Raw genomic sequence first — 17,848 nt, forward strand, 5'->3', positions numbered from 1 at the left:
AAGTATTTAATATTGAGCATACATAAAGAAGGACGAGTTTTATTGGTAGTACTGTTAATCATACTTTCGGTGATTAACATAATGGTCTATTTGGGTTTCCCTGATCAACCTATGATATTCAGGTTAACCTTAGGAATAACTATTGTACTATTTCTGCTCGTCCTTCAATTTTTCAGAAACCCGAAGGTTATTACCTCTGTTAATGACCGTCATGTAGTAGCACCAGCTGATGGTAAGGTTGTGGTGATTGAAGAAACAACTGAAGCAGAATACCTAAAAGACAAAAGGATTCAAATTTCAATATTCATGTCACCAGTAAACGTACATGTCAATAGAATGCCAGTAAAAGGGGTAGTTGAATTTTTCAAATACCATGCGGGAAAATACCTGGTAGCCTGGCACCCTAAGTCAAGCACTGAAAACGAAAGAACAACTGTAGTAATAAAAACACCAAAGGGTGTGTCTGTTCTAATGAGGCAAATAGCCGGTGCATTGGCAAGACGCATCAAGTGGTATGTTAAAGAAGGAGAAAACTTTGAACAAGGTCAGGAATTTGGCTTTATCAAATTTGGATCTCGCGTAGACGTATTCTTACCCCTTACCGCAAAGGTCAAAGTTAACATAGGCCAAAAAACAAAAGGGGGGATGACAGTTTTGGCCGAGCTGGATTAAAGCTTGGCCTCAATTAACTTCATTAATCTTTCCAGATATATCTTATCCGTTTCATCAAAATTATCAAGCTCATCACTATCCACATCAAGGATAAGTACTACCTCCCCATCTTTAAGTGCCGGTAAAACAATCTCTGATTTAGAATCAGAACTGCAGGCAATATGCCCTGGAAATTCATCGACATTAGGAACAAGTAGAGTCTCTGCTTTCTCCCAGGAAACTCCACATACCCCTTTTCCCTTTCTTATTCGTGTACAAGCTATTGGTCCCTGAAATGGACCCAAGACCAACTCATCATCCTTTACTATATAAAAACCTACCCAAAAAAAGCTCATTCCGAACCTCAGTGCAGCTGCAATGTTAGAAAGGTTCGCAATCAAATCACTTTCTACCGAAATTAACCCTTCTATTTGCGGCAACAGCATCTCATATTTCTCCTTTTTATCTGCGCTAGCATTTACTATTAATTCTTCAGCCATTTTGGTTTTTATATATTAATAATTTATCTGTGTCAATTATCTCTTCGGCAACAAGCCCTGATATTCGCGGAGCTTCTATGCCCTCTATGAATTTAGCCGGAGAGACAAACACTCTGGCCTCATCCCACATTCCTTTCTCTAGCAATAAGTTCAGCAACTGCGCTCCTCCCTCAACTATCACCGAACGTAAATTTTGTTCGAAAAGATTAAGAAACAACTCATCAAGAAAATTGCTGTCTGGCAGTTTAACATATTTCACCCCCTCACTTTCTTGATTCGAACTCAAATTATAACAAATGGTTGGTTGTGAACCATCAAATAATTTCAGACTTTGAGGTAATCTTAATTTTCTATCTATAACAACTCTTACCGGGTTTCTTCCGGTCCAATCACGCACACTTAAGGAGGGGTCATCATAATAGGCTGTATTGGGACCAACCATGATACCGTCTTCTTCAGCCCTCCATTTATGAACCAGTTTCCGACTGGTCTCATTACTGATCCACTTTGAATCATAATTCTTTCTTGCCACAAAACCATCGGAAGTTTCTGCCCATTTAAGAATAATATAAGGTCGTCCTTTTTTCAGCCCTGTAAAAAAGCGCCGATTGATCTCTAAACCTTCACGTTCCAATATACCAGTAACCACTTCTATTCCGGCATCTTCAAGCTTTTCTACTCCTTTCCCTCCTACTAAGGGGTTAGTATCAATGTTCGATATCACTACTCTTTTTACTCCACTCCGGACAAGAAGGTCAGAGCATGGTGGTGTCTTTCCGAAGTGTGCACAAGGCTCAAGGCTTACATATACAGTACTTTCTGGCAATAGGCCTTTATCAACTACACTATCAATGGCATTAACCTCAGCATGTGCTCCGCCATATTTCTTATGCCAGCCCTCACCAATTACTTTATTGTTATGGACAATTACACACCCAACCAATGGATTAGGGCTGACATTGCCAAGTCCTAACAAAGCTAAGTCAAAGGCTCGCCGTATGTATAGTTCATCATTATGCATGTTGCTGCTTGGGGTTACTTCAGGCTTCGTATTTACATCATTTGATATCTCAATACAAATCCATCATCAATATTTTTATGGCGAATTATCTAGAATTGTGTTAACCTTACAATGTTAACAAACTCACAACTCATTATAAACCATCATGTCCAGCAATATTCCAGACTCACCTAAGAAACTTTTTAAATATATCATTGATGGAATTCATCTGGAAGAGAGCGTAGAAGAAATTCAGAGCATTGCTTACCTGGTAATGGAGCACGTTTTCGGTATGGACAGAGCCGAGATTATACTAGACAGATCCATCAACGTGAGCAACTCAAAGGAAAAAGAACTCAAAGAGTTCATTAAAAGAATAAATACCCATGAGCCTATACAGTATATCATCGGAAAAACAGAGTTTTATGGTCGCGAGTTTAAGGTAGACCGAGGAGTTCTGATACCTCGTGGAGAAACAGAAGAGCTGGTTCAACTAATCATTAAGGAGAACCATGGAAAGAAAATCAAATTTCTGGATATTGGCACTGGAACAGGCTGTATACCTATCACCTTACTGAAAGAGCTGAAAGGCTCCAGGGCTTTTGCTATTGACTATGACCCCCGTGCTATAAAGGTTTCCCGTAAAAATGCACAACTCCATAGTATTCAAGTTGAATTTATGCTTATTGATATTTTAAATGAACCTATACCAGTTCAAACTTTGGATGTTATAGTAAGCAACCCTCCATATGTGACCGAAAATGACAGGCTACAGATGAAACCTAACGTACTAAAGTATGAACCTGCAATGGCACTGTTTGTTGAAGACTCCGACCCACTGCTATATTACCGACGAATTGCTGAACTAGCCAAGAGTACTTTGAAGGAACATGGAGTATTATATTTCGAAATCAATGAGCGATTCGGCAAGGAAGTACAGGCCTTGCTGGAGGTTATGGATTACTCGAATGTACAAATAGTCAAAGACCTACATGGCAAAGATAGAATTGTAAGAGCTTCAAATTCAGTTAATGTACTCTCCTAGCCAAAAAGGGCCCATACATTGAAAGGATATCATTCCATCTTCTAACAAATCAACAATTAGGTCGTCATGCACCAAGCGTCGCTTGAATGTCGTATCTACCTGAAATTTTATCTGCTCTCTAGCATTTATTATAAAAGAACTTCCTGCTGTCACCCATTTACGGAATTGACCTGAACGACAACAATTCCATTTGTAATCGTTATTCCAAACAGCAATGTCTAAGGGAAACGCAACCGATAGCTGCTTCATTTCCTCGTAAGGTATTTCCCCAAGTATATGTACTGCTTTACAGCCTTGACGCACAAGAAAAGATATCCCCTGAGCATAACAAGTTTCGTTTTGCTCCATCACAACGAACCGGACTGGCATCTGAAAAGCCAACATATCCCGAAAATTATCACACAAATCTTCATCACAAAGTACTACGTCAATTTTCACACCCAAACTTGTAATTAGCTCCACAGCTTTCTGAGCAACTATAAGCCTGGGGCTCCACTCTAGAAGTTGAAATAAAATACCCTGGTTTACTTGCTCTAAAACAAACACTGCCGGCTCCTGGTCTTCTCTTACAAAATGATGTGATGACATACTTCAAATCTAATAAAAAGAGTTATCACTGTATATTTTTAGACAAGCCTAATTATTCTTTTTTGTATATATAATTAATTTATTAAGTTTGTAGTATGAAATATTTTGATCTATGAAAAGAGCCATTCTGCTTGTAGTAATCATATCCTACAATGTGGTTTGTCTAGGCCAACAACCAGCTACAATATATGGCATAATAAAAGGTCAGGCAGGTGGAATTCCAGGTGCTACCGTCCAAATACCATCTACCCAAACTGGAGATGTGGCGAATGCACAAGGTCAGTTTCGCCTTACAGATCTAAAACCTGGAAATTACGACTTGGAGTTTAGGTCAATAGGTTATAAACCACTAACAAAAACCGTAAATGTATCTGCGGGACAAAATCTTAAATTCAATGTTTTACTGGAAGAAAACAGCCTTGGATTAGAGGAAGTAGTAGTCACAGGAACGATGAAGCCTACATTTGTAAAATCATCCCCTGTGAAGGTTAGCGTTGTCACCTCGGAGTACTTCAATACTTTTACCCCGGCGGCTGCGTCGTCTGTAATAGAAGGCATTAAATTGGTCAACGGTGTTCAGGAAGTCGTAGCCTGCGGAGTATGCTTTACTAACAGCATAAGCATTAACGGCTTGCCCGGTCCCTATACCGCAGTACTCATGGACGGAACTCCAATATATGGAAATCTTGCTTCAGTTTATGGGTTAAATGGTATTCCAAGTATGATTATAGATAGGTTTGAGGTAATTAAAGGACCAAGTTCAACACTTTATGGCTCAGAAGCTGTAGCAGGTGTAATCAACATTATAACCAAAGATCCAGAAGGCCAACCCCTCCTTTCCATAGACCTCATGGGTACTTCTCATTTTGAATCATTTGGCAATCTATCAGTAGCTCCTTCTATTGGTAAATCAAATGGCTTTGTTGGTATTAACTATGCTTACATTAATGATTTCGATGATAGAAATTATGACGGCTTCGGAGACATGGCCAACTTGGACAGATATTCCTTTTTCACAAAATGGAACATTTACCGACCTAGAAATAAAAAATTTTCAATAGCAGCAAAATACTATTATGAGGATAGAAGAAATGGTGTTGAAGAATTCCTTCAGGACCGTAATTATCGGGAGTTGAGAGGTAGTGATGAAATATATGGCGAAAGTATTTATACTCACAGAGCTGAGCTTTTCGGCACTTATGAGCTTCCTACAAATGCCAATTTAAGAATTGACTATTCATTGAGTCAGCATTTACAGGATAGCTATTATGGCTCCGACTATTATGAAGCCGAGCAAGGGATAGCATTTGCCAACTTCATCTGGGACAAGCAATTAAACAAACACTCCATTCTTGCAGGAATTACTTCCAGGTATCAGCATTATGATGATAACACCGTGGCAACTTCTGACTCCACATCCACTAAAAACAATCCGGATAATCAATTTATACCAGGAATTTTCCTTCAGGATGAATGGACAGTATCAGATAAAGTTACGCTACTAACAGGAGGTAGACTGGACAGCTATACATCACACGGTACAATCTTTTCTCCCAGGTTCAATGCCAAATACAAGCCAGGAAAATGGACAACCCTTAGGGCAAACTTTGGGACTGGATTTAGAATTGTAAACTTATTCACTGAAGATCATGCATTTATTACCGGACAAAGAAATGTAGAGATAACTGAAGAGTTAAAGCCTGAAAAATCATTTAATGGAAACCTTAACTTCAATCATGTTTACTCTATTGGGAAAAGTCAGGGAACCATCGACTTTGATATGTACTATACCTATTTTTTCAACAAGATCATTCCTAATTACGATGACCCCAGTAAAATTATTTACGCTAATACGGATGGGCATGCTATTACCAAGGGTGTAGGGATAAACATAACTCACGATTTCTTCTTTCCTCTGGCCGTAAACCTTGGATTTAATATGCAAGAAGCTACCCAAACAGAGCCTAATGCCGAGGGTGAGTTTGAAACCACATCAATAGAGTTTGCCCCTGAATGGAGTGGTGTAATAACCGCTAATTATACATGGGCACAGCCTCAGATTAATATCGCATACACGCTTAGACTCACCGGGCCTATGGCACTACCAGTGGTTTACGACGTAAGTCCGGACGGAACACCCCTCTCTAGCCCCAGACCTACGAAATCTGAGCCATATGTATTTCATAATATCCAGCTATCAAAGGAGATCTCCAATACCTGGTCTGTTTATGGAGGAGTACAAAACTTATTTGATTATATACAACCAATATCTCCGCTTACAGGCTTTAATGATCCAAATGCATCAACAGGCTTTAGCCCATACTTTGACACAGCCTATGCATATGCTCCCATACATGGACGTGAATTTTATGTGGGAGTTAAGTGGAACTTATCAAAAAGCAATTAATTCTTAGGGTAGCTATCGATGATGTGCTGAGAGACTACTCTATATATTTCTGCAATGGTTTCATTTCCGCTCAAGAACTCCATATGCTTATCAAGGGTTTCGAAATCATGCCTCTTAGCCGGGCCAGTCTGAGACTGGCCTGGTCCTAGTTCAAAGCTTTTATTAATGGTTTCTGCAATCAGGGGATGAAGCATATCAAAATCTAATTTGCAGTCAGACAAAATATCTTCCGATATTTTCATGAAATGATTAACAAAATTGCAAGCAAAAACGGCTGCGACATGAAGAGCTTTCCGGTCGTTGGAATTAACATGTAATACCTTTTTACTGATTGCCTTACCCATAACATAAAGCAATTTTTCCGTATTGGTATCTTCAGCTTCAATACATATGGGCACATGACTAAGGTCAACCTTTTTTTGTTTACTAAAGGTCTGCAAAGGATAAAAAACGCCAATATGCTCGCTTGCCGCATAAGAAAGCAGGTCGATGGACTTTGCTCCTGACGTATGCAGTAAAATAGCGTTCTCTGGCAAAATTATTTCACGAGCTATTTCGGAAATGATATCATCAGGAACCGCTATAATAAAATATTGAGATGGACTATCAGAAAAATCATACCCTTCTTTCTCCTCAGCCTGGTACAATCTGTTAACTAAAGCTTTGGAGCTTTTTAATGATGTGCTACAAACCTCCTTAACGGCATACCCTGCATTATCCAGTGAAGGAGCCAGATGCCAGGCTAAATTACCTGCGCCTATAAAAGAAACATAATTGTTGTTCGACATCCTGCTAAGATTAGCTGAAATTTTACTCCATTCCCTTTTCTCTCATCTTTCTAAACTCGCTATATCGCCTTTTAATAGCAATTCCAAACCCTACCATTAAGAGCAAGGTTCCAAACCATAACACATTGATAAATGGTTTTTCCATTGCTTTGAGTACAACCCAGTCCTTTTGTCTTGTGTTAGCACCTATAGCGAAGCTGTTTTTCTCCGGGTAAATATTTAATAGGGTAAGTTTGAGTCCCAGGTCACTAATTTCATCTGCAATACGCCCTACCATGCCATTCTTAATTAAAAAGATTGGCTGGGCTATATATTCTGACTCTTCCCCCTGAACAATTATAGTAGCTTTAACTGCAACATCTTCTTTCTCCAGCTCAACCCCTTCAACTTCAGGTATCCTTTCCAGCTTATCCACCTTGGCAACGTAGTCATTCACGAAGAAGGTTTCTTTTGGAGATATTTCAAACTCCTCCATATCGCTCCATTCCACATCATTATTAGGATCTCTGATTGAGGAAACGTGTGTATATAAATCTTTGGCCAGTCCTCTTTTGATATCTGGTGACGCCAGTAAACCCCCCATCGATTCGTTTACTTGTGCTCTCGGATAAAGGGTAAATTTCTTTCCCCGATTATCAGTATATTCGATTTCATAATACGTATTTTCCGGAGCAATCTCAATGGTATCATTCTTTTGAAAGATGACTTCACCTTCAGCTTCAATATCCCGTTTGGCTATCACCATATGAGGCTCACTTGTCTTCCTGATATCATTTCGGCTAATATAATCAGAGGCATTAATCGGCTCCAGCCGCTCCCCTTTATATTTCAGGCTATAGTCTGCCATTTCTTTAGGTTCATTGATGAATAGCAACAAGTTCTCATTATTGAACTCTGTTGACGACTCCTTGGATATAAGCATACCCGTGGTATTTAGAGACACTACCTTTGAATAACCCGCAGAAAACATAACTCCTATCAACATCAGCCCAATACCAATATGTGTAACTGCACCACCGGACAGCTTCGGGTTCTTCTTTAATACATTGATAAGGATCTTTGTATTTGCCACCACTGTATAAACACCTCCCAATAATAATATTATATATGAAGGATCAGCCACATTCTTTACCACAACAATAATAGTTGTTAAAACCAAAGTGATTATGACTGGTACCGTAAGGCTGCTCCACAATTCTTCTTTCTTCATATTCTTCCACCAAAAGAACTGTCCCGTCCCTGATAGAAGTGCTACACCGACAGCAAACCAAAGTTGAAATTTTGAATAGAACAGAATTTGATCTGCTGGTGGAGCAAGGTTTGATACACCACCGAAAAGTTCAACTATACTATTCCATACGGGTATTGACGTAGGTATTAATACCTGAAAGCCCATAAGGCATAAAACTAAAGCTCCGATAAATATCCAAAACTCTCTTGAGTATGTAGAGGCTTCCTTCTCTGAGGTCGGCATTTCTTTCCACCTGATAACCGCCAATACAACTGATCCGATAGTAAAGAATAATAGATAAATCAATAGCTGCCCGGAAAGTCCAAGATCTGTAAACGAATGCACAGAGGAGTTTCCGAGAATTCCACTTCTGGTTAAGAAAGTAGAGTAGAGAATCAATACGAAGGTCGTAATCACCAATACCACGCTAGCCTTAAGTGCTGTATCACTGTTTTTGAACGTGATCATGGTATGAATAGCGGCTATGAGAAATAGCCACGGCACGTAAACTGCGTTTTCTACAGGGTCCCAATTCCAATAGCCTCCAAAGTTAAGGGTTTCATAGGCCCAGTATCCACCCATCAAAATTCCTAACCCCAGTATAGCACCAGAAAACAATGCCCAAGGCAATGCCGGCCTTACCCATTCGCGATACCTTCTTTTCCAAAGTCCGGCTATGCAAAAAGCAAATGGAATAACCGTTGTCGCAAACCCCAAAAACAAAGTCGGAGGGTGTATTACCATCCAATAGTTTTGAAGCAACGGATTAAGTCCGGTTCCATCTTTTGGCACAAAGTCAGGTTGCTCTTTAAAAATAGGAGCGTCTATAGCATCCCTCAGCAATATAAAGGGGGAGCTACCTAGTTTTATATTCAAACCCGGTATAACCACACCCAAAATCATTGAAGCTAAAAAAACCTGTACTAATGAAAACACCGTCATCACCGGAGCCTCCCAGTATTTGTTCGTTAAAATAACAATCACCCCAAGCAATGCATGCCAAAATAACCATAGTAAAAAGCTACCTTCTTGTCCTTCCCAGAAGCAGGAAATCATATAGTGAGCAGGCAGTCTCCTTGAGGAGTGGCTCCATGCATAGTGATATTCGAAATAATGATTATAAATAATATAAAAGAGACTAAAAACAATACCAACAACTGCGATTGTGTGAAGGTAGAATGCAACTCTTCCATTTACTTTCCAGGATCTTTCCTCTGATAACTCTTTGGCCTGAGCGGCCCTAAAAAAACAAAACGCGGAATATAATGCGCTTATAAAAGCTACAACAACAAAAAGGTGACCAAGGCCACCAATAAATTCATGTATCATAAATATTTAGCTTTTTCCCCTCTCACATCTCTGCTTTTACAGTATTCTCCTGATATTTCGAAGGACATTTCATAAGAATTTTTTCCGCTACAAAAAGATCATCCTTATATGAACCGATAACTACAACCTTTTCAGATCTTTGAAAATCAGCTGGCATTGGCTCGTTATAAAAAACCTTTTGCTCTTTCTTATTATCATCTACCATGACAAATGAAAATGACAGTTTATCTACCGAAGGTCGAATCCCCACGATTTCGCCATTTTTTTTCTTAAGCTCACCAACTACATGGATACTGTTTTCATTGCCATTGAGAGCCATCTCCTGGGCTGTATCAAAAGTCACATAGGAACTTGCATCGCCCGCAGTTGTTATAATGATTCCAATAGCAGCGGCTATTATAATAATACCGATAATGTGAGAAGTTTTCATAAGCTTCAATTATTAATCAAATACTCTACAAAGTTAGGCTCAAAATGGTTTCTAAATGTCATTATTTAGCAACTGTTTCTCTATTCTGCTGACTTTTTTATCAATTACAACCAGATAGGTAACCATGCCTCCTAGAATAATACATATCACCCCGGTGAGTATATATATCTTCCCTTCTTCCCTGAACCTGTCAGCCATCTCAACTTCTTGATTTGCATAGTCACTTTCAGTAATTTCTATCTTATCCTGTGCCAACAGGAAAAATGAGGTCAAGCAGAAAACCAGCAGTAAGCCAATTTTTTTCATTATTCTATAGTTTGTTCAAGTTTTCTAATTCTAATTCTCAACGTAGCTATCCATACTCCCAACAAAGTCCATCCGATAACGGCCGGATAAAAAACCATTCTCAACCTACTGTCAAGGTCATATGCATTAAATCCCGGATTTCCGCCATTACCAGGGTGAAGTGAATCTGTAAGCCTGGGAAGTATAAATAAAAGAGGGATTAAAGCGAAGAATGCAAAAATATTATATACTGCACTTATTCTGGCTCTTTGCTCATCATTGTCTAACGATCCTCTAAGTATAAAGTAGGCAAAATAAATGAGCAGGCCTATGGCAGCACCATTTTGTTTCGGATCTCCACTCCACCAGTCTCCCCAGGTAAACTGCGCCCATAGCATTCCGGTAAGAATTCCCAGGACACCAAAAATGACACCTACATTAGCAAACTCAATAGCAAAGTCATCATTTACCGTATCCGAACGCAAAAGATAGCGAATGGAGTAAACTACAGAAACCACAAGCATTAATATCATTCCAAACCACATTGGAACATGAAAATATAACGCCCTTATGGTTTCATTAAGAATAACCAGTCTCGGCACTTCCATCAAAAGTCCACCTACAACAACATAGAGGAGTAGTAGAACTGTTAATATTTTCCACCACGGTTTACGCATAAGCCCTTCAAAATTAGCTCCTCCAAAGATACGGGAATAAGAGATAAGAAACCGCCCCGACTATTAGATTAATTGCCAGCAAAGTGAGCATTTCATCATAACTAGCACTTCTTTCAATCCCATCCAGAGCATTTTTTGATATTTTTATGATCATGAGTAGCATCGGCAAAATTACAGGGAAGCCTAATATAGCCATAAGTGTCTGGTTATTGTTAGCTTTTGAAGCTATTGCAGATATCATGGTCAACGCCGACGAAAAAGAAATTGCTGCCATAAGAAGGTTAATCACAAACAACAATGGATCATGAATGGGGTTACCCAAAACAAGGGAATACATAACAAAACCCAGAACGGCAAGAATCAACATCAACAAAGCATTATAGAGGATTCTAGCTACAATTAGGGTTTGTGGTTTGATAAGCCAGTAATAGTATAAAAACTTCCCCTCTTTCTCTTGTATAAAGCTCTTTGCTACAGCATTAATAGCTGTGAATAACAAGATGATCCAGAATAACGCATTCCACGTTACAGGGTTAAGCTGATTGGCCTTAACATTAAAACTTAGGTAACAAATAAAGATAGTACTAACTAAGTATAAAAGTATACCATTGATGGCATAGCGTTGACGCCACTCTAAAAGTACTTCCTTCTTTATAAAATTAATTACCCCACTCAAGAATGAGTCCTTTCGTATTGCTTGATATACACAACCAGTTGTCGACCAAAAGCAATCAACAGACCTGCAAACAAGCCTAATAAGCCACCAACTGCTATAGAAATACCCAGTTTCGGACTCACTGGCCTTTTATAAGTATCAAAGTCTTCAACCACTTCAATCGCCTGATTGAAGGCCAAATCTTCCTCCAGTCTTTGCTTTTGTTGAATAAGTTCTAGTAATGCAGTGTATACCTCACCGGGATTCATCATGATAACGTTATCTTTCCCCAAGCTCTGAGATTTATACAGGTTTTTCTTCAGCGTGTCAATCTGGCTAATCTCAAAATCAAGTTTATCAATAAAATCCTTGTATTGCTTAGCCTTCAATTCGATACGCCTTTTAACATAAGGGTTATTTGATAAGTAATAAAACACTCCCTGCTCTAGCTCAGACCAATGATCATTAGACCCAGATTCAACCTTTACAACGTAAAATGCATAGTCGAGCCTTTTATCTGCAAGTTTGTCTGCGGGCCTGATCTCAACACTTTTTATTTCTCCCGAAAACTCGACAGAGATATTAAACCGATCGGCAAGTGCCTTATGATTATTCTCTTTAATTAACTGTGTTAAGTTATCATTTATAACTTCAATTAAAGCTTGATTTAGAATGGCGGCTCTAACGACAACCTCACTCTCATATACAGGAGGCTTAAGGCTGTAATACCCAAACCCGAGAAGTAGACCGACAAGGGTTAATAGGGTTATAGTGATTTTATTTTTAAACAGAACATTTTTGATCCTGACCAGCAACTCCGTCAAATCAATCTCATCATTCTCTTTTTCCGCCATTTCCATTTGGGTAAAATTCTAGTGCAAGTTTATTAAAATATATTTAAGAGTTCTAATGCTATATATAATTATTACATTTGTGTCAAAATTGCCACCTTCAAGTTAGGTTAAGGCATATTTCAGGTTATCAAGTAATATAATTTAATATATGCATTCAATTTTAGTTACAGGAGCAGCAGGCTTTATAGGCTTTCACCTTTGTAAGGTTTTGAGCAATAAAGGGTATAAAGTTACGGGTATAGATAACCTCAATGACTATTACGATGTAAATCTTAAAAAATCAAGACTTTCTATTCTGGAGAAAGAAGATAATTTCAGTTTTAAAAAGCTAGACCTTGAGGACCAGGGGAGCATTGAGAAACTGTTTGAAGCAGGCAACTTCAGTTATGTTGTGAACCTTGCTGCTCAAGCAGGGGTACGCTACTCCTTAACTAATCCCAGAGCATATATAAAAAGTAATATAGATGGATTTGTTAATATTCTTGAAGGATGTAGACACAACAACGTCAAGCACCTAATATATGCGTCATCAAGCTCAGTTTATGGGGCTAATACAAAAATGCCATTCTCTGTTGAGCACAATGTAGATCACCCGGTATCATTATATGCTGCCACTAAGAAATCGAATGAATTGATGGCACACACCTATTCACATCTGTACGGTTTGCCAACTACCGGCTTGCGGTTCTTTACTGTATATGGCCCTTATGGAAGACCTGACATGGCACTTTTCTTATTTACGAAAGCGATTATTGAAGGTAAGCCTATCGATGTCTATAACCATGGTAAGATGCTAAGAGATTTTACATATGTTGATGATATCATTGAAGGAATCGTAAGACTTATACCAACCATACCTTCAGGGAACCCTGACTGGGATGGCAATGCCCCAAACCCTTCGGATAGCTTTGCCCCATACAAAATTTATAATATTGGCAATAACCAGCCTGTAAAATTAATGGAATTTATTAATGCTATTGAAGAAGCATTAGGAAAAACCGCTATCAAAAACATGATGCCTTTACAGCCTGGTGACGTACCCGCTACTTATGCAGATGTTACGGCACTAAAGGAAAGTGTTGATTTCAAACCAAACACTTCCATTAAAACTGGAATTCAGAGATTTATAGATTGGTATTTAGACTATTATAAGATTGAAAATATCTAAATAAATGAAATTAGGGATTATTGGACTTGGATATGTTGGCCTTCCTTTGGCTGTAGAATTTGGGAAAGTACTTGATGTAATAGGGTTTGACATCAACGAGAAAAGGATTCGCGAGCTGCAGAATGGAAAAGACAGAACACTAGAAGTTGATAAGGAAGAATTATCACAAGCAAAACGACTGAGCTACACATCTGATGTTGGAGATCTTAAATCAGTTGATATATACATAATAACGGTACCTACACCAATTGATCAATATAAAACCCCTGATCTAACACCTCTAAAAAAAGCTAGTGAAAGTGTAGGCAAAGTACTTTCAAAAGGCAACATCGTTATATATGAATCAACTGTATTTCCTGGTTGTACAGAGGAGGTTTGTGTCCCTATTTTGGAAGCGGTAAGTGGACTAAAGTACAACTCAGATTTTTACTGTGGCTATAGTCCGGAAAGAATAAACCCTGGAGATAAAGAACACAGATTGAGTACAATTAAAAAGGTGACCAGCGGAAGCACTCCTGAAATTGCAGAAAGAGTAGATCAGTTATATGGTAAAATAATCACTGCAGGTACCCATATGGCTTCATCTATCAAGGTAGCTGAAGCAGCAAAAGTTATCGAGAACTCTCAAAGAGATCTTAACATCGCTTTTGTAAACGAATTGGCGATGATTTTTGATAAGATGAAAATTGATACACACGAGGTACTGAAAGCAGCAGGAACAAAATGGAATTTTCTCCCATTTAAGCCGGGGCTAGTTGGAGGTCACTGCATTGGGGTTGACCCCTATTACCTGACCTATAAAGCAGAAAGCATTGGATATCATCCCCAAGTAATTCTTTCTGGCCGAAGAATTAATGACAACATGGGTATATACGTTGCTAGCAAAGTCATTAAACTAATGACCAAAAAGAACAATCCCATAAACAACAGTAACATACTGGTTTTAGGTGTTACTTTTAAAGAAGATTGCCCAGATATTCGAAATAGCAGGGTAATTGATGTAATTAATGAACTTAAAGGTTTTGGGGCCAATTTACACGTCTACGACCCTCAGGCTGACGTGGATGAAGTAAACCATGAATACGGAATTACTCTAATTCCAAAACCTGACATGGTTTATAATGCAATTGTACTTGCGGTCGGGCATAAATCATTTAAAGCATTGGATATTAAAAGTATATCTAATGAATCTACTGCTATTTATGATATTAAGGGGTTTCTGGACAAAAATATTGTAACCGCAAGACTGTAATGGGAAAAGGAAAAATCGTTGTTACCGGAGGAGCAGGGTATATAGGCTCTCACACCTGCGTTGAGCTGATTAATGCTGGATATACCCCTGTAATTATTGACAACTTCTCGAACTCAGAAAAGTTTGTAATTGACAAACTAGAAACCCTCACTAACTCCAAGATTATTTTAGAAGAGGGGGACTGTAATGACATTGATTTCTTAAGGTTTGCTTTCAATAATAACACTGAAATTCAGGGTGTTATACATTTCGCTGCATTCAAAGCAGTGGGAGAGTCTTCATCAAACCCGCTTAAGTATTATGAGAACAACTTATTATCCACAGTTAATTTACTGAAAATAATGGATGAAGAGAATATTAGAAACCTTGTATTTTCTTCATCCTGCACTGTCTACGGGCAACCTGACGTTTTACCTGTAACGGAGGAATCTCCAATAAAGCCAGCCGAGTCACCATACGGAAGGACAAAGCAGATTTGCGAAGATATCCTCTCTGATTTTGTAAGAGCATCGAACAACTTCAGGTTTATTTCTCTAAGGTACTTTAACCCTATTGGAGCACATCCTTCGGGCTTAATTGGAGAATTACCTTTGGGCACTCCCAACAATCTTGTTCCATACATTACCCAAACAGCAGCTGGCCTCCGCGAACAGCTGACTATTTTTGGAGACGATTATAATACTCCTGACGGCACCTGCATTAGAGACTATATCCACGTTGTTGATTTAAGTAAAGCACACATTGCTGCCCTGAATAAAATGGTTATGAGTAACAATCTCATCCAAAAGGAAATTTATAATATTGGTACCGGAAAAGGGTATTCCGTTATGGAAGTTGTAACAACGTTTGAAAAAGCAACTAACCAAAAGCTAAATTATACTATAGGAAATAGAAGAAGTGGTGATGTTGAGAAGGTTTTTGCTGATGTCACAAAAGCTCAGCATGAATTAAACTGGAAAACTGAACGTTCCTTAGAACAATCACTAACAGATGCCTGGAATTGGCAACAGAATATATCGAATATAGTAAATAATTAAACACATAACATTGTGAAAGGAATCATTCTTGCAGGAGGTTCTGGTACAAGGCTATATCCCCTTACCAAAACCATTTCCAAACAGCTTTTACCTATTTATGATAAACCTATGATTTATCACCCTTTATCAGTCCTAATGCTGGCCAACATAAAGGAAATATTAATCATCACAACTCCTGAAGACTCCGAGGCTTTTAAAAGTCTTCTTTCCGATGGGTCTCAGCTAGGGCTTGATATACAGTATGCTGTACAACCTTCGCCAGATGGTCTAGCACAGGCTTTTATCATTGGTGAAGAGTTTATAGGAGATGACTCATGCTGCCTGATACTGGGCGATAATATATTTTATGGCTACAATTTCTCAAAGACCTTAATTCAAGCAGCTCAAATACAAGACGGTGCTACCGTTTTCGGATATTATGTTAAGGACCCTGAAAGATATGGAGTAGTAGAATTTACAGAAGATAACCAAGTGGTATCTCTCGTTGAAAAACCACAAAACCCAAAATCAAACTATGCAGTAACCGGATTATATTTCTACGATAATACTGTCTCTGAAAAAGCAAAACAAATTAAACCATCACCTCGAGGGGAGTTAGAAATAACCGATCTAAACAACATGTACCTCCTAGAAGGTAAACTGCACGTTGAGTTACTGGGAAGAGGTATGGCCTGGCTTGATACAGGAACACACCAAAGTTTGCTTCAAGCCTCTAACTTTGTTGAATCCATAGAAGAGAGGCAGGGTCTTAAAATAGCGTGTCTCGAAGAAATTGCATTTAGAAAAGGGTACATCAGCAAAAACCAGTTAGTGGAGCTTGCCCAACCTCTTCTTAAAAACCAATATGGACAGTATTTGATTAAAATAGCTGAAGAAAAAATATGAAAAATATTCTTATCACTGGCGGAGCTGGATTTATTGGTTCAAACTTCGTCCCATACTTTTTAAAAAAATACTCAGAGTATAATTTAGTTAACTTAGACAAATTAACTTATGCTGGAGACCTTTCAAACTTAGAAGAGGTTGAGTCAAACGAGAGATATACTTTCGTTCAGGGTGATATATGCGATAGAGATTTAATCGAACATCTCTTTAATCAATATAACTTTCAGGGTGTTATTCATTTTGCCGCTGAATCCCATGTCGACAACTCTATAGAAGGTCCCGAAGCATTCATAAATACTAACATCAACGGTACTTTTACGCTGATAGATGTTGCTCGTAAACATTGGATGGACAAACCTTTTGAGAAAAAAGCGGAATTCAAAGAAGCACGCTTTCATCATATTTCAACCGATGAAGTTTATGGCACCCTTGGTGAAACAGGGCTATTCAAAGAAACTACTCCTTATGCTCCAAATAGTCCTTATTCTGCTTCCAAAGCTTCAAGTGACATGTTGGTAAGGAGTTATTTTCATACATACGGACTTAATGTTATTACTACAAACTGTTCAAACAACTATGGGCCAAAACAACATGATGAAAAGTTAATTCCTGTAATTATTAGAAAAGCATTAAACGGAGAGAATATCCCTATATACGGTGATGGAAAAAATATACGGGACTGGTTATATGTACTAGACCACTGTATAGGGATTGACCTTGTTTTTCATAAAGGTATACCTGGAGAAACCTACAACATTGGCGGAAGGAATGAGAGAAATAATAATGAAGTAGTAAAAACAATTTGCGAAATTTTAGATAGAAAGAGCCCTAAAAAAGATGGGACATCCTATAAATCTCAGGTCTCCTACGTAAAAGATCGTGCGGGCCATGACAAACGGTATGCTATAGATGCCTCCAAGATCGAGAATGATTTAGGCTGGAAAGCCAATGAAAATTTTGCTACAGGAATAACCCTGACAATAGATTGGTATTTAAAAAAATATGTAAGTGTCTAAATCCAAATTTATTAAGGCAAATTTCAAATATTATACTTTTTAATTAATTT

The 17,848-nt window shown here is 38.4% G+C and carries 18 protein-coding genes; 8 read left to right on the top strand and 10 right to left on the bottom strand.

Features of this window, described 5'->3' with window-relative positions; genetic code table 11:
* Positions 1-12 precede the first annotated feature (12 nt).
* A complete protein-coding gene (locus JMN32_RS26205) occupies positions 13-672 on the top strand; it encodes a phosphatidylserine decarboxylase family protein (RefSeq protein ID WP_202859377.1) in 660 nt (219 codons plus the stop codon).
* Here JMN32_RS26205 and JMN32_RS26210 read toward each other — a convergent pair.
* Together JMN32_RS26210 and ribD are read right to left on the bottom strand one after the other, a co-directional pair.
* Complete coding sequence (locus tag JMN32_RS26210; protein ID WP_202859378.1) at positions 669-1,151, bottom strand: GAF domain-containing protein; 483 nt, start codon at positions 1,149-1,151, stop codon at positions 669-671. The two genes, JMN32_RS26205 and JMN32_RS26210, sit on opposite strands and share 4 nt — an antisense overlap.
* Positions 1,144-2,172, bottom strand: a complete 1,029-nt coding sequence (gene ribD / locus JMN32_RS26215; RefSeq protein WP_202859379.1) for a bifunctional diaminohydroxyphosphoribosylaminopyrimidine deaminase/5-amino-6-(5-phosphoribosylamino)uracil reductase RibD — start codon at positions 2,170-2,172, stop codon at positions 1,144-1,146. The genes JMN32_RS26210 and ribD overlap by 8 nt, the downstream gene beginning before the upstream one ends.
* A 145-nt stretch (positions 2,173-2,317) precedes the next feature.
* Between ribD and prmC the strand changes: the two genes are divergently transcribed.
* On the top strand, positions 2,318-3,196 hold the full coding sequence (gene prmC / locus JMN32_RS26220) for a peptide chain release factor N(5)-glutamine methyltransferase (protein WP_202859380.1): 879 nt from the start codon (positions 2,318-2,320) through the stop codon (positions 3,194-3,196).
* Here prmC and JMN32_RS26225 read toward each other — a convergent pair.
* On the bottom strand, positions 3,176-3,784 hold the full coding sequence (locus JMN32_RS26225; RefSeq protein ID WP_202859381.1) for a hypothetical protein: 609 nt from the start codon (positions 3,782-3,784) through the stop codon (positions 3,176-3,178). The two genes, prmC and JMN32_RS26225, sit on opposite strands and share 21 nt — an antisense overlap.
* A gap of 112 nt (positions 3,785-3,896) precedes the next feature.
* On the opposite strand from JMN32_RS26225, the gene JMN32_RS26230 reads away from it, so the two are divergent.
* Complete coding sequence (locus tag JMN32_RS26230) at positions 3,897-6,191, top strand: TonB-dependent receptor (protein WP_202859382.1); 2,295 nt, start codon at positions 3,897-3,899, stop codon at positions 6,189-6,191.
* On the opposite strand, the gene JMN32_RS26235 is transcribed toward JMN32_RS26230, so the two are convergent.
* The 7 genes from JMN32_RS26235 to JMN32_RS26265 are packed head-to-tail and all read right to left on the bottom strand — an operon-like array spanning position 6,188 to position 12,446.
* Positions 6,188-6,979 carry a Rossmann-like and DUF2520 domain-containing protein gene (locus tag JMN32_RS26235; protein WP_202859383.1) on the bottom strand — a complete coding sequence of 264 codons (792 nt, stop codon included), beginning with the start codon at positions 6,977-6,979 and terminating at the stop codon, positions 6,188-6,190. The genes JMN32_RS26230 and JMN32_RS26235 overlap by 4 nt on opposite strands.
* A 22-nt stretch (positions 6,980-7,001) precedes the next feature.
* The gene (locus tag JMN32_RS26240) at positions 7,002-9,539 is read right to left on the bottom strand and encodes a heme lyase CcmF/NrfE family subunit (RefSeq protein ID WP_202859384.1); all 2,538 of its coding nucleotides are present in this window, start codon (positions 9,537-9,539) and stop codon (positions 7,002-7,004) included.
* 22 nt (positions 9,540-9,561) lie between these two features.
* A complete protein-coding gene (locus tag JMN32_RS26245) occupies positions 9,562-9,969 on the bottom strand; it encodes a cytochrome c maturation protein CcmE domain-containing protein (RefSeq protein ID WP_202859385.1) in 408 nt (135 codons plus the stop codon).
* Positions 9,970-10,020: 51 nt separating this feature from the next.
* Positions 10,021-10,275, bottom strand: coding sequence for a CcmD family protein (locus JMN32_RS26250; RefSeq protein WP_202859386.1), 255 nt, complete (start codon positions 10,273-10,275; stop codon positions 10,021-10,023).
* Positions 10,275-10,931 carry a cytochrome c biogenesis protein gene (gene ccsA, locus JMN32_RS26255; RefSeq protein ID WP_202859387.1) on the bottom strand — a complete coding sequence of 219 codons (657 nt, stop codon included), beginning with the start codon at positions 10,929-10,931 and terminating at the stop codon, positions 10,275-10,277. The genes JMN32_RS26250 and ccsA overlap by 1 nt, the downstream gene beginning before the upstream one ends.
* Before the next feature lie 13 nt (positions 10,932-10,944).
* Positions 10,945-11,607 carry a heme exporter protein CcmB gene (locus tag JMN32_RS26260; RefSeq protein ID WP_238354631.1) on the bottom strand — a complete coding sequence of 221 codons (663 nt, stop codon included), beginning with the start codon at positions 11,605-11,607 and terminating at the stop codon, positions 10,945-10,947.
* Positions 11,604-12,446 (bottom strand): Wzz/FepE/Etk N-terminal domain-containing protein, encoded by an 843-nt coding sequence (locus tag JMN32_RS26265; protein ID WP_202859388.1) that lies wholly within the window; start codon positions 12,444-12,446, stop codon positions 11,604-11,606. Before JMN32_RS26265 ends, JMN32_RS26260 begins: the two co-directional genes overlap by 4 nt.
* Positions 12,447-12,588: 142 nt before the next feature.
* On the opposite strand from JMN32_RS26265, the gene JMN32_RS26270 reads away from it, so the two are divergent.
* Genes JMN32_RS26270 through rfbB form a run of 5 tightly spaced genes read left to right on the top strand, consistent with a single transcriptional unit; the run spans position 12,589 to position 17,798 of the window.
* Complete coding sequence (locus JMN32_RS26270) at positions 12,589-13,608, top strand: NAD-dependent epimerase (protein WP_202859389.1); 1,020 nt, start codon at positions 12,589-12,591, stop codon at positions 13,606-13,608.
* Positions 13,609-13,612: 4 nt separating this feature from the next.
* The gene (locus JMN32_RS26275; RefSeq protein ID WP_202859390.1) at positions 13,613-14,860 is read left to right on the top strand and encodes a nucleotide sugar dehydrogenase; all 1,248 of its coding nucleotides are present in this window, start codon (positions 13,613-13,615) and stop codon (positions 14,858-14,860) included.
* Positions 14,860-15,897: a UDP-glucose 4-epimerase GalE gene (galE, locus tag JMN32_RS26280; protein WP_202859391.1), complete on the top strand. Its 1,038-nt coding sequence runs from the start codon at positions 14,860-14,862 to the stop codon at positions 15,895-15,897. Before JMN32_RS26275 ends, galE begins: the two co-directional genes overlap by 1 nt.
* 12 nt (positions 15,898-15,909) lie before the next feature.
* Positions 15,910-16,782, top strand: a complete 873-nt coding sequence (gene rfbA, locus JMN32_RS26285) for a glucose-1-phosphate thymidylyltransferase RfbA (protein ID WP_202859392.1) — start codon at positions 15,910-15,912, stop codon at positions 16,780-16,782.
* Positions 16,779-17,798: a dTDP-glucose 4,6-dehydratase gene (rfbB, locus tag JMN32_RS26290; RefSeq protein ID WP_202859393.1), complete on the top strand. Its 1,020-nt coding sequence runs from the start codon at positions 16,779-16,781 to the stop codon at positions 17,796-17,798. The genes rfbA and rfbB overlap by 4 nt, the downstream gene beginning before the upstream one ends.
* The last annotated feature ends 50 nt before the right edge of the window (positions 17,799-17,848 follow it).

Source organism: Fulvivirga marina, assembly GCF_016775155.1.
Taxonomy (GTDB): domain Bacteria; phylum Bacteroidota; class Bacteroidia; order Cytophagales; family Cyclobacteriaceae; genus Fulvivirga; species Fulvivirga marina.

Coding starts and splice junctions, on each gene's coding strand:
- JMN32_RS26210 (WP_202859378.1), bottom strand. CDS start 1,151: ATGGCTGAAGAATTAATAGTAAATGCTAGCGCAGATAAAAAGGAGAAA.
- ribD (WP_202859379.1), bottom strand. CDS start 2,172: ATGCATAATGATGAACTATACATACGGCGAGCCTTTGACTTAGCTTTG.
- prmC (WP_202859380.1), top strand. CDS start 2,318: ATGTCCAGCAATATTCCAGACTCACCTAAGAAACTTTTTAAATATATC.
- JMN32_RS26225 (WP_202859381.1), bottom strand. CDS start 3,784: ATGTCATCACATCATTTTGTAAGAGAAGACCAGGAGCCGGCAGTGTTT.
- JMN32_RS26230 (WP_202859382.1), top strand. CDS start 3,897: ATGAAAAGAGCCATTCTGCTTGTAGTAATCATATCCTACAATGTGGTT.
- JMN32_RS26235 (WP_202859383.1), bottom strand. CDS start 6,979: ATGTCGAACAACAATTATGTTTCTTTTATAGGCGCAGGTAATTTAGCC.
- JMN32_RS26240 (WP_202859384.1), bottom strand. CDS start 9,539: ATGATACATGAATTTATTGGTGGCCTTGGTCACCTTTTTGTTGTTGTA.
- JMN32_RS26245 (WP_202859385.1), bottom strand. CDS start 9,969: ATGAAAACTTCTCACATTATCGGTATTATTATAATAGCCGCTGCTATT.
- JMN32_RS26250 (WP_202859386.1), bottom strand. CDS start 10,275: ATGAAAAAAATTGGCTTACTGCTGGTTTTCTGCTTGACCTCATTTTTC.
- ccsA (WP_202859387.1), bottom strand. CDS start 10,931: ATGCGTAAACCGTGGTGGAAAATATTAACAGTTCTACTACTCCTCTAT.
- JMN32_RS26265 (WP_202859388.1), bottom strand. CDS start 12,446: ATGGAAATGGCGGAAAAAGAGAATGATGAGATTGATTTGACGGAGTTG.
- JMN32_RS26270 (WP_202859389.1), top strand. CDS start 12,589: ATGCATTCAATTTTAGTTACAGGAGCAGCAGGCTTTATAGGCTTTCAC.
- JMN32_RS26275 (WP_202859390.1), top strand. CDS start 13,613: ATGAAATTAGGGATTATTGGACTTGGATATGTTGGCCTTCCTTTGGCT.
- galE (WP_202859391.1), top strand. CDS start 14,860: ATGGGAAAAGGAAAAATCGTTGTTACCGGAGGAGCAGGGTATATAGGC.
- rfbB (WP_202859393.1), top strand. CDS start 16,779: ATGAAAAATATTCTTATCACTGGCGGAGCTGGATTTATTGGTTCAAAC.